Raw genomic sequence first — 11775 nt, forward strand, 5'->3', positions numbered from 1 at the left:
TCGCAAAAGGGCTTTATCCCGAGACTTGGCTCGGCGGCGGCCCTGAACCGCGGCTACCCGGAGAACGCCGGTGAAAAGGTCCATTTCCGTGCCACAAATATTGGCGGAATGCGCTCCGCTTTTCCGCCCTACGCTCGCTCGCCGATGCGCCCAAGGTCGGCGAACCGGCGCCAAATTTCCGCCTTTCGACCGTCAAGGGCGAGCAAGGCGCTGTAAGGCGGGAAACCGGCAGAGTCACTTTCACAGCGACATCCTTTTTGGGGAGGGGCAAGGCTAGATGCAAGTGGCGGCTCAGGGCGCATCACTGCCGGCGCAGCCATTCCGCGTAACGTCTGATTTCGGAAATCCGCACTGACTCACGGAACGGCTTGAATGGGCACGATGCGGAATCTCGACAGATCCCGCTTTTCATAGATCCCTTATGCCGCGTCTTTATGCGGAGCGATGCCTGCCAACTCATTGCCGATCTGGCGTCGACGCTCCATTAAATCGTAATCCGCCTGCACACCGAGCCAAAAACCTTCAGATAAGCCGAAATAGCGGGCCAGACGAAGATCAGTGTCCGCCGTTATCGACCGTTTCCCCAGCACGATTTCGTTGATGCGCCGCGGCGGCACACCGATCGCGCGCGCCAACCCGTTTTGGCTCAACCCCATCGGCTCGATGAAGTCGGCCAACAACATTTCTCCAGGTGTCGGATTGGGAATGTCGTCAGTGGTAATCGACAATTTCGACATGTGCTGGGCCTCCTTCCGCCCAAACGAAGCATATTCGCCACTGCCCATTAATCCGGATGCTGTGCTGGCCGGCGCGGTCATCCTTCAACGCCTCAAGATGATTGTTCGGGGGAACCTTGAGATCGTTCAGCACTCTTGCGTTGTTTAGCATCCGCAATTTTCGCAGCGCCGTTTTCTGAATGTCCTGCGGCAGCTTCCGGCTAAATATGCCGCGCCAGATCAGTTCAGTTTCTTTGCAGCGAAAATCCGAAATCATGCACCATCGTAACGCAGGGCGTTATATAACGCAACGCGTTACATCCACCTCTGGCCAACAGTGTCGTTTTTTGGAGCGACCAACGGCGGCTATCGAGCGCAGCAATCACGTCCCGGAATGGCATGAATGGGCGCAAGATGGACCGAGGGCTTGGGTAATATCTCAGCCAGCGGGTTTGGCTGTCAGGTCGATGCCAAGGGCTTTCATCACCGCCAAGGTGATGGAATGCGCCGCAGGCATTTTTCCGTCCAGTGATCGGCTATCCATCGGATGACCGATGAAATGCCTGCGGCGCAAGTATGGAATCATCCGTCGCATGACGTTCAGAAAACGCCTTGGTGCCTTGGTGGTTCATCAAAAGCCGGAGCGCACCGGAACCATCAAGAGGACGAAGAGCATCCGGCCGATTGCCAAATTGTCCACACGCCCCAAAACCGGTGTTATTCAAGACGGAGTCGACGGCACCCGGGCGGGGGGCAAGCCGTTTACCCAGTCCGTGAAGATCCGCTCGGCCACCGGCACCAGAGCCTGGGCATATTGCGCCGCCTGGGCCCGCAGGGCCGGCACGTCGATACCCGGGGTGGCCGAGATCTCGGCGGCATGGCCGATGTACCAGCGCTCCAACTGCAAAGGATCGGCCTCCAGATGGAATTGCAGCGCCAGGCCGAAGTCTCCCAAGGCGAAAGCCTGATTGGGGACCGCCTTCGTCCGGGCCAAATGCTGGATCTCGTCGGGAAGATCGAAGGTGTCGCCATGCCAATGCAGGACGGGAAGGCCGTCCAGGGGAGCAAGAACGGAAGCCCTGCCGATATCGGTCAATTCCACCGGCGCCCAGCCAAGCTCCTTGGTGCCGCTGGGATAGACACGCTTGCCAAGCGCGCGGGCGATGATCTGCGCCCCCAGGCAAATCCCAAGCGTCGGCCGGTCCCGTTCGAGACGGTGATAAACGGCGGCGATCTCATCGGCCAGGAAAGGATAGGCCTGGTCGTCATAGGCGCCCAGGGGGCCGCCCAGCACCACCAGAAGATCGGTGGCGGCGAGATCGTGCAGATCCAGGGGATCGATGCCGGCGTCGCGATAAGCGACCTGGTAGCCGGCTCGCCAAAGAATAGGCCCCAACAGCCCCAAGTCCTCGAACTGCACATGACGGATGGCGATCGCCGTTTTCATCGATTTCGATTCCCCGTGGTAACTTTCAGTTGGGATGACCCATGCCTGATCTGGTGGAAAGGTTTGACCCCCGGCGTCAAGCCGCCGACAGTCCGTGAAAGGCCGATAGAATCAACACGATCGCGGAATAATGGCAAGCGGCCGCCGCCAAAACGCAACCATGCCAAATGGCGCTGTGATAGCGCAACCCCGACCAGCGGTGCAACGGCGCGCCAAGGGTATAAAGAACCCCTCCCACGGCCAAAAGCACCAGGGAACCGGCATGGAGCCTCTGCAAGATGAGGTCGATATGGATCAGACCGCACCATCCCATGAGAACATAGAGTGTGATCACCGCACTTTTCATCCGCCGGTGCGAGAGGACCCGGATGACCACGCCGAGAACCGCGGCCGTCCACACGCCGATCAGCAGCGTAAGCCCCCGATCGCCGCCGATGACCATCAGGCAGAAAGGCGTATAGGTTCCCGCGATCAGCAGATAGATCGCCGAATGATCGATCAACCGCACCAGAGGATGGCGAACGGTGGCATTGAGCAGCGAGCAGAAGAACATGGCGATCAGGGTCGTGCCATAGGTCAACGCCGCCGCCATCGCCATGTCATCCGCCCAGATGATGGTGAGATAGGCCAGGACTCCCACTCCGACGACGCTGGCCGCCAACCCGGCGCCCTGCACGGCCACGTCCGCCACAAGCTCATGCCGTCCGCTCATGTCGTCACCTCCGTTCCGACTTTCTGCACTATACTTTGTCGCGCGCGGCTGGCAATGGAAGGGTGCGCTTAATCCGAGGGAACCGAGCCCCGCAGATTTTTGACGGTGGCCCGCCGTCCCTTGGCCTCAAGCCTGCGCCGCTTCGAGCCGAGGGTGGGACGGGTCGGTCGGCGTTTCACCGGCAAAACGGCGGCCTCCCTGACCAGATCGAGCAGGCGTTCGATCGCATCAGCACGATTTCGTTCCTGCGTCCGATGACGGTTGGCCGTGATGACGATCACCCCCTCCGACGTCAGACGGCGCCCGGCCAACCGCTCCAGCCTTTCACGCACCTCTCCCGTCAGACAAGGCGCCTTGGCGAGGTCGAAGCGCAATTGAGCCGCCGTCGAGACCTTATTGACGTTCTGACCGCCCGGCCCCGAGGCCCGAATGAAGCTGATTTCGATGTCATCCTCATCGAGGACGATCGAGCGCGTTACGTGAATCATGGCGCCAGCCTATCCGATCAGGAGGGAAACGTCACCTGGCCGGCAAGGCGAGCTTGTGTCATGGACCACCACGAGGACAAGCGGTTCGATCGTGTTGTCACGGTTCCGCCTTTACTTGGAAATCAATCTAAAAAATCACTTATCTGATGCTGCACAAATCTATTCATGATATCTTTATATTTGATAAATAACACTTATCAAGTCGATAATTAATAACAATAATCGCGCCGTGCGTGTATCGAACGGATGAGGCCTATTATGAACGTTATCAAAGAAATCGGAATCGCGACAAAAATTAGCATTCAGACTTTTCTGAGCCTTTCCGTCCTTTGTATCGCGCTAATTTCTATTTCTGTAATAGAAATAAATGGTGCAATGAAACAGCAGGTAATGGATAGACAGGTAGTAAATCTGAACGTTGCAAAAAATTTACTTCTAAAAAATAATACATCATTTTCGATTATCGACAACAAACTTATGGCAGGAGACACTGTCATCAATGAAAACAACCAATTAATTGACAAAATTCACGATCTTGTCGGCGGCGCCACCACGATTTTCATGAACGATCTGCGTATCGCCACCAACGTTACGGCGGCCAATGGCGAACGCGCCGTCGGAACGCGTCTGGCCCAGGGGCCCATCTATGACGCGGTGCTGGTCCGACATGAACGATATCAGGGCGAAGCCGATATTCTCGGGAAGCACTATCTGGTGTTGTACGAGCCCATCGCCGATAAATCCGGAACGGTCGTCGGAATAATCTTCGTCGGCGTCCCGGAAGCGGAATTTTTCTCCTTCGTCGGCCATCTGACCAATCAGATCATCGCCTACTCCATCGGCCTGACGCTGCTCCTGGGCGGCGCGACCGTCTGGATGGCCAGGCGGTCTTTTGCCGCCCTCAATAAAGTGCAAGGCGCTCTTCTGGAGCTCGCCCATGGGAATTTGCAGGCGGAAATCCCCCATCGGGATCGCCGTGACGAGGTCGGGAAAATGGCCGAAGCGGTGATGATCCTGAAGAAAAACACCTTGTATGCCAAGGAAATGGAAACCACCGCCAAACAGACGGAAGCGCGCGCGGCGGAGGAACGACGAAGTGTCCTCGACCATATGGCCGACCAATTCGAAAATACCGTGAAGCGGGTCGCGGTCGTGATTTCCTCAGGCGCGGAACGCCTGCACTCGGCATCGAACCGGCTTTCCAGCCTGGCCGGCGAGACCTCCGAGGAAACCTCGTCCGTCGCGGCCGCGGCGGAGCAGGCCTCGGCCAACGTCCAGACCGTGGCGTCGGCGGCCGAGGAATTATCGGCGTCGATCCAGGAAATCAGCCGGCAGGTTCATCAATCCAGCAGCATTTCGGCGAACGCTGTTACCGAGGCGGAACGGGCGACCGGCCTGGTGCAAAGCCTGGCGGAAATCACCAATCGGATCGGAGAAGTGATTCAGTTGATCAACGGCATCGCCAGTCAGACCAATCTCTTGGCCTTGAACGCCACCATCGAGGCCGCGCGGGCCGGAGAAATGGGGAAGGGCTTCGCGGTGGTCGCCGGCGAGGTGAAGGCCCTGGCCAATCAGACGGCCCATGCCACCGAGGAAATCTCCACACAGATCGCCGAGGTGCAGCAGGCCACCGGCCAGGCCGTCAAAGCCATCGAAGCCATCGCCGGGACAATCAGCAATATCAACGAAATCGCCGCCGGCATCAGTGCCGCGGTGGAAGAGCAACACGCGGCGACCGCCGAAATCTCCCGAAACGTCCAACAAGCGGCCGAGGGCACAAGGCTGGTGACATCCCACTTGTCACATCTGGTCGAAGCGTCTTCCGAAGTCGGTAAAACCTCACAAGGCGTCTTCACCGCCTCCCGGGAGATGGGAGAACAGGTAACCAGCCTGGACAGCGAAGTCGATACATTCATCGCCCAGGTTCGAAATGGGTGAAACATAATCGACGTTTCCGCCCTCCGGCGGTCGGCCCCTCACGCCCGGCGCCCCCCAACCTTGCGGATTCACATTTTGTCGTCTTATCAGTGCATTGCCAGCCCTGGATAAAACAGCGGCACCGGCGTCCCTGCCCATAGGCGCTAGCTTAAGCCCTCTCCCGCGTGAAAGCGGGAGAGGGCGACGCCCGCGTCAGCGGGAGGGCGGGCAAGATCCGAAGCGAAAACCAGAGGGAGAACACTGTCTCCCAACGCCTTTCCAGAGAAACACAGATGAACGGGATGAACACAGATAAGCACAGATGAGCTTTTTCTTTATCTGTGCCCATCTGTGTTCATCTTGTTCATCTGTGTTCCCGATAATGGCGCCACGGATCCAGCAAGATGCGGGATGCGCCCCCCTCTCTCCCGCTTGTCCGCGGGAGAGAGGGGCGAGCGTAAGCGAGCGGGTGAGGGGTACGCGCGTCCGCGCGACATAAAGACCTGTTCGTTTCTGCACGCTTTTTCCGCGCTCCCGCGCGTAAGTTCCCTCACCCTCCCGCTTCGCGGGCCCCTCCCTCTCCCACTTCGTGGGCGAGGGGATATTTTTCTTATGCTAGCGCCTATGGGCAGGGACGCCGGTGCCACTCGTAGGATTGCTTCATCTTTGGCTCGCGAACGACAGATTTTTCTCCATCAAAAAAAAGATGTGTGAATGCCATAGCCCCCCACCGGAGGGGAAAGACCTCTTGCCCAATTGACCGCCGCCCCATAATTTCCCTGCAAACGAGCTGCTGGATCGGATCCTATGACGTTTATTCTTCTCATCGCTGCCGCATTCGGCGCCGGACTGATGAATTCAGTCGCCGGAGGCGGCACATTTCTCACCTTTCCGGCATTGGTTTTCGCCGGCGTTCCCTCCGTCATGGCCAATGCGACCAGCACCGTCGCCGTCTTTCCCGGCGCCCTGGCCAGCGCCTGGGCCTATCGCAAGGATTTCCCCCGACTGGAGGGGCTGCGCACGCGAACAATTCTGCTGGTCAGCCTGGCCGGAGGCATCTGCGGCGCCCTGCTGCTGATCTTCACGCCGGAACATACGTTCAACGCCCTGGTGCCCTGGCTGCTATTGGCCGCCACCCTTCTTTTCGCCGGTGGCAAGCGGCTGACGCCCTGGCTGCGCAGCCGTCTGCACATCGGCCCGGCGGCGCTTTGCGGCCTGCAGTTCCTCATCGCGCTTTACGGCGGCTATTTCGGCGGCGCCATGGGGATCATGATGCTGGCCCTGTTCGGCCTGTTCGGCCTGACCGACATCAATGCGATGAACGCCCTGAAAACCCTGCTCGCCGGCCTGCTGAACGCCGTCGCCGTGGTTTGTTTCGTGGCCGCCGGACAGGTCGCCTGGACACCCGCCCTGGTCATGCTGGTTTCCGCCGTCGCCGGCGGCTATGCCGGCGCCCATATCGCCCGCAAAATGAACCCCGACCATGTCCGCGCGGTGATCATCATGATCGGTCTGGTCATGACCGCGCTTTTCTTCGCCCGGGCCTGACGGTCTTATTCAGAACAGGAAATCGTCGATATCCGTCGGCGGCGACGGAGCCTTGTCGGCCTTGGCGGCCGGGATTTCGATTGACCCGGATCCATCGAGCTGATCGAACAGGGAATGGATTTCGTGCTCGCTGGCCATGGTATAGCGGCCTTTCATCAGAGCGAGCACCCGATCCTTGATCTGGCCCAGATCATCGAAGCCGCCCTGCGGCACCACCGCGGCCATCCGCTGGAGATGCCGCACCACCTCGCGCAAGCCTTCGACACATTCCGGGTGTTCGGTTATCCGCGCCACGGTTTCGTCCAAGGCACGGCCGATCAAATGGCTGTCCCGCTCAAGGGAGGCCATCGGACGCGCCAGATCGTCGTTGGCAAGCTCAAGCGAATGGACGGAATCGGTCATTTCTTCGATGAGATGCGAGATATTGACGCTCTCGCCGTCCTGCCCGCCACGGTTCAGGCTTTCGGCCTCGGCGATCAATTTTTCCAAGCCCTGCATGATGACGGCGCCATCGTCGGCGGTGCGATTGGCAAAAACCCGCAATTCTTGCGCAATGACGCTCAGGGCGCGCCCCTCGGTGCCGAGACGGCCGCATTTGAGCGTCGCGTTCAGCCCCATGACGCGCATATCCGCCTCGATCGAATGAACGGCGGCCAGATATTTCACCATTTCCGATACGCCGCTCGACACCGACCTGGTCACCCCCTCGATCGCGGCATGCGCCTCGGCATATCTTTGCAGCAGGGTTTTCGCCTGATCGAGATCACGGCCGAGTTCGGCCAGGAAGGATGTGCCCTCCGCAGAACCGCAGACGGCAGCCCCTTGCTGGCGAACCATTTCGGCGTCTCCCGCCAGCCCCTTAAGATTGTTGATGATCTGACCGATTTCTCGGGAAAAGTCGCCCTCGGCATTCTGCAACTGCGCCGCTTCCAACCGGCAGATCGTCGCAACGATGGGTAACCGGTGCTCGTCGTCCAACGCTTCCTGCGCGGCGACGCTCCCCGACTCGAACAGACCGTTCACCACATCCAGACCGTGGATCACATGTTCCACCCTCTGTCGGGTAATATCGGCGATCTGCAAATCCGCCACCACCTTGGCGACGCGACCGGAGATCCGCTCGGAATGGGCGGCAAGCCCCGCCGATGCGGCCAGGGCCGCCTGCTGCCGTTCCATCACCTTTTGCAAATTGGCTTCCAGGCGATGCCCGATGGCCGTGAGGGACTGCTGGTTCTCCCGCTCGAAATCCTCCTGGTCGGCGCGGGCCTTGTCGATCAAGCGGCCGAGCGAGACCAATTCGACGCTCAATTTACCCAAGCCGTCGGCGGCCAATTCGGCCAGACGGCCGATCTCGCGGGTGAATACGCTGAAATCGACATCGCGCGCGGTAACGTGGGCCGCTTCGATCTTGGCGTTGATACCGAGAATCTGCACCTCGCCGATCGTACGGCTCAATCTCAGGATCCGCTCCTCGATACCCCCGGTCAAACTCACCAAAGACACCAGCGAGGCCTGCCCGGAATTGGCGCTGTCCGCCAGCTTGGAAACCTGGGCGGCGGCGGCGTCGAGGCGGGCCGTCGACGCCGCCAGAGCCTCCTCGGCCATGCGCTGGGAAAGATCGCCACAGGTTTCGGTGATGCGTTGCAACGACGACACCGCGGCGCTCAACTCTTCACCAACCTGCTGGAAAATCCGTTCGATCGGGGCAAAGGCGCTTTGCAAAGTGGACTGGGAATCGGCCAGAACCGCTTTCATCTCCGATTCCGTAAGAGTGCCCCCCGCCCCGAAACCCACCACCATATGTCTCCTCCATGCCTAGATTCAAAACGGCTCCGATCAGCCCGCCGGGGGCCGGCTCAAACGCCGGGGATGCTCATGCGACAATCACATCATCCTTAATATCCATGACCTTGCACACCACGTCGATCAAATCGGCAAGTTCGTTTCGGGCCGCCTGCAGAGAGTGATTGGCGATGATGGAAGTCTTCGGTTCGTCGCTGTCGAACAAAGTGAGACCCTGATGAAACAACCGACGGAAAATGATGCGCTCGCCCAGTCCCTCGGCAAGATGGAACCCCATGATCGGGGCGATCTTCTCCAAAACGCGGGTCATGTCTTTCTTATTCTGGTCGGCCAGCCCCGACAGACGATTACGCAAGACGATCCAGTCGAACGCGACTCGCCCGGCGTTTAACCGTTCCTCGCGGACTTCCCACAGCATCCGGGCATAGCCCCCCAGGGCGAGAGGCTCGAAGCTTCCCGGACGGAACTGCAACAACGGATCCAGATCGACGAAACTGTCATTTAAGGGGGTGACCAAGACGTCGGCCCTTTCATGGGCCGCCCGCGACAGGAACCCGTCACCGGCCGGACAATCGACGATGACGACGCGGCAGGTTTCCGCCAAAGCCGCCAGAACGTCGTTGAGCATTTGCAGGTCATGCCGGCGCGCGGCGCTGCGGCTATCTTGCGATGACGGCTCGATCAACCGATGCTCGGGCATGTCCAAATGGACCGAATGCTCCTCGCACCACATACGACGATTGCTCAGATAGCGGGTCAGGGATTGCTGATGGGAATCGAGATCGACGGAACCGACGGGAATGCCAAGACGCGACAAACCGATGGCCAGATGCACGGCGATCGTCGTCTTGCCCGACCCGCCCTTCTCGTTGCCGACCACGACAACCTTCGCGCCACCCGCCTTCACGTCGGAGCCATCCTGTCTTTGCCGATGGTCATATCATCGGCGTTCACCTCAAAGAGGTGCCGGGTAATCATCTCCGCTTGGAAAGACTTGCGCAAGAGGCCAGGAGCGTTTCCTTGAGCTTTATGAAAACAAAACCCCGGCTGGACTATTGTTCGCCCTTCGAATCCAGTTGCTGCATCAGAACCAGACCGGTCGCGGGAAAATAATGCAGGGACCGAGGAAGATTCCCGCCCAGATGCTGGGCGGCGATGGGCAGGTTCCGTTCCTGCAGATATTGCAGGACCCAGTCGGCATTCGCCTCTCCCACCACCGGACCGGGCATCACGTTGGCACCGCCGAAAATCTTGATTTCCAGCCGCTCCCGCCGAGCCCCCCGGCGTAACAATCCTTCAATCAGAAGATCCATGGAATGGTTTCCATAGCGGAGCATGGTCATCAAATCGTCCGACCGCGGCGCGGGCGTGGAAGGCAGCATGAAATGATTGATGCCGGCGATGCCGGCCAGGGGATCGCGAATGCAGGCGGCAACGCAACTGCCCAGCACCGTCTCCAGCATCTCATCGAGAATGTTGGTGATGTAAAGCTGGCATGGCGCCAGCTTTACCGCATTTTTTTGAAATTTCTGGCTGAAATAATGAGACGGTCCGTCGCTGAGATCCTCAGGCCAAGACCGTCTTTTCCCTTCGGGCTGATACGCCGAATCCCCCCGCAAAACTTTCCTCGGCGGCGAATGGGATTTGATCCTTGTCATACCTATCCTTTTTTACCCGGCCGGCGTCCTGAAACCGCTTGAGGACCTGGACGCCGGCCAGGATCCCTGTCATCTCGGCAAATCGCTCCTGCCCATAAGGAACTCGTCCACCGCCCGCGCCGCCTGTCGGCCCTCGCGGATAGCCCAGACCACCAGGGACTGGCCTCGACGCATATCGCCCGCAGCGAACACCTTGTCGAGCGAGGTGCGATAGGACTGCGTGTCGGCTTTGACATTGCCCCGCTGATCCCGCCCGACGCCCAACTGCTCCAGTAAGCCGTCATGCACGGGGTGAACGAAGCCCATGGCCAACAGAACCAAATCAGCCCTTAACACGAACTCGGAACCACCCACAGGTTGGAGTTTGCCATCGACACCGATTCCGCGCAACTGCGTGAGCTTGCCGTTTTCACCCTCGAAACGCTGGGCGGTGACGCCCCAGCGCCGTTCACATCCTTCTTCATGTGAGGTCGAGGTGCGCAATTTGTAAGGCCAATTCGGCCATGTCAGCGCCTTGTTCTCCCGTTCCGGTGGTTTAGCGAGGATTTCAAGCTGAGTCACCGACGCCGCCCCCTGCCGATTCGACGTGCCGACGCAGTCCGAACCGGTGTCGCCGCCTCCGATCACCACGACATGCTTGCCGGTGGCGACGATTTCCGATTCCTGCCAACCTTCGCCCGAGACACGGCGATTGGACTGGCCAAGAAATTCCATGGCGAAATGCACACCCGACAAATCCCGACCGGGAATCGACAGGTCCCGAGGCTTCTCCGATCCCCCGGTCAGCACGACGGCGTCGAAGGAGGACAACAGTTCATCGGCAGGAAAGTTCACGCCGACATGCACATTGGTCTTGAAGACCACACCCTCGCCCTCCATCTGGGCGACCCTGCGATCGATCGTCGACTTGTCGAGCTTGAAATCGGGAATACCATAGCGCATCAATCCGCCAACCTTGGCATTCTTCTCGAAGACGGTGACGGCATGCCCTGCCCGGGCCAGTTGCTGGGCGGCGGCCAGGCCGGAGGGTCCGGCGCCGATCACGGCGACCTTCTTGCCCGTACTGGTTTTCGGCGTCTCGGAAACGATCCAGCCTTCGGCCCATCCCCGCTCGACGATTCCATGCTCGATATCCTTGATGGAGACCGGCGAGTCAACGATGTTCAGAGTGCAGGCCGCCTCGCAGGGGGCAGGACAGACTCGCCCCGTCATTTCCGGGAAGTTGTTGGTGGAATGCAGAACCTCCAGCGCGTCCCGCCAGCGGTTCCGGTAAACAAGATCATTCCAGTCGGGGATGATGTTATTGACCGGACAACCGTTGTGGCAGAAGGGGATACCGCAATCCATGCAGCGCGCACCCTGATTGGTCAGGGCTGACGCATCCAGCGGAAGGGTGAACTCGTGGTAACTCCGCAACCGTTCCGCCACCGGCAGCGTCCCGTGATCGCGGCGCTCGATTTCCTTGAATCCCGTGGGCTTTCCCATC

General features: G+C 59.5%; 13 protein-coding genes and 1 pseudogene. 4 read left to right on the plus strand and 10 right to left on the minus strand.

Features of this window, described 5'->3' with window-relative positions; translation table 11 throughout:
- Positions 1–216: hypothetical protein (locus CWS72_RS28200; RefSeq protein WP_206747698.1), on the plus strand; the 216-nt coding region annotated here is incomplete at its 5' end.
- A gap of 203 nt (positions 217–419) precedes the next feature.
- On the opposite strand, the gene CWS72_RS09150 is transcribed toward CWS72_RS28200, so the two are convergent.
- From CWS72_RS09150 to arfB, 6 genes are all read right to left on the minus strand, one after another.
- Positions 420–737, minus strand: a complete 318-nt coding sequence (locus tag CWS72_RS09150; RefSeq protein WP_101250300.1) for a HigA family addiction module antitoxin — start codon at positions 735–737, stop codon at positions 420–422.
- Entirely contained in the window at positions 712–993 is a 282-nt protein-coding gene (locus tag CWS72_RS09155; protein WP_101250301.1) for a type II toxin-antitoxin system RelE/ParE family toxin, read from the minus strand. Before CWS72_RS09155 ends, CWS72_RS09150 begins: the two co-directional genes overlap by 26 nt.
- A gap of 162 nt (positions 994–1155) precedes the next feature.
- Positions 1156–1311: a hypothetical protein gene (locus tag CWS72_RS27750; protein ID WP_158240571.1), complete on the minus strand. Its 156-nt coding sequence runs from the start codon at positions 1309–1311 to the stop codon at positions 1156–1158.
- A gap of 126 nt (positions 1312–1437) precedes the next feature.
- Positions 1438–2163, minus strand: coding sequence for a glutamine amidotransferase (locus CWS72_RS09160; protein WP_101250302.1), 726 nt, complete (start codon positions 2161–2163; stop codon positions 1438–1440).
- A 76-nt stretch (positions 2164–2239) separates the two neighbouring features.
- Positions 2240–2875 (minus strand): PAQR family membrane homeostasis protein TrhA, encoded by a 636-nt coding sequence (gene trhA / locus CWS72_RS09165; protein WP_101250303.1) that lies wholly within the window; start codon positions 2873–2875, stop codon positions 2240–2242.
- Positions 2876–2943: 68 nt separating this feature from the next.
- A complete protein-coding gene (gene arfB / locus CWS72_RS09170) occupies positions 2944–3363 on the minus strand; it encodes an alternative ribosome rescue aminoacyl-tRNA hydrolase ArfB (RefSeq protein ID WP_101250304.1) in 420 nt (139 codons plus the stop codon).
- 390 nt (positions 3364–3753) lie between these two features.
- On the opposite strand from arfB, the pseudogene CWS72_RS28755 reads away from it, so the two are divergent.
- From CWS72_RS28755 to CWS72_RS09180, 3 genes and pseudogenes are all read left to right on the plus strand, one after another.
- A pseudogene (locus CWS72_RS28755) lies at positions 3754–4356 on the plus strand (cache domain-containing protein); the annotation flags it as partial.
- A gap of 117 nt (positions 4357–4473) precedes the next feature.
- The gene (locus CWS72_RS28760) at positions 4474–5301 is read left to right on the plus strand and encodes a methyl-accepting chemotaxis protein (RefSeq protein ID WP_420824056.1); all 828 of its coding nucleotides are present in this window, start codon (positions 4474–4476) and stop codon (positions 5299–5301) included.
- A gap of 786 nt (positions 5302–6087) precedes the next feature.
- Positions 6088–6828, plus strand: a complete 741-nt coding sequence (locus CWS72_RS09180; RefSeq protein ID WP_101250306.1) for a sulfite exporter TauE/SafE family protein — start codon at positions 6088–6090, stop codon at positions 6826–6828.
- A 9-nt stretch (positions 6829–6837) separates the two neighbouring features.
- On the opposite strand, the gene CWS72_RS09185 is transcribed toward CWS72_RS09180, so the two are convergent.
- From CWS72_RS09185 to CWS72_RS09200, 4 genes are all read right to left on the minus strand, one after another.
- On the minus strand, positions 6838–8583 hold the full coding sequence (locus CWS72_RS09185; protein ID WP_146002689.1) for a hypothetical protein: 1746 nt from the start codon (positions 8581–8583) through the stop codon (positions 6838–6840).
- 118 nt (positions 8584–8701) lie between these two features.
- Positions 8702–9538, minus strand: a complete 837-nt coding sequence (locus tag CWS72_RS09190; protein ID WP_101250308.1) for a division plane positioning ATPase MipZ — start codon at positions 9536–9538, stop codon at positions 8702–8704.
- Positions 9539–9683: 145 nt separating this feature from the next.
- Positions 9684–10289, minus strand: a complete 606-nt coding sequence (locus CWS72_RS09195; RefSeq protein WP_101250309.1) for a chemotaxis protein CheD — start codon at positions 10287–10289, stop codon at positions 9684–9686.
- A gap of 69 nt (positions 10290–10358) precedes the next feature.
- A complete protein-coding gene (locus tag CWS72_RS09200) occupies positions 10359–11774 on the minus strand; it encodes a glutamate synthase subunit beta (protein WP_101250310.1) in 1416 nt (471 codons plus the stop codon).
- Position 11775 lies beyond the last annotated feature (1 nt).

The organism is Telmatospirillum siberiense, assembly GCF_002845745.1.
GTDB lineage: Bacteria > Pseudomonadota > Alphaproteobacteria > Rhodospirillales > Magnetospirillaceae > Telmatospirillum > Telmatospirillum siberiense.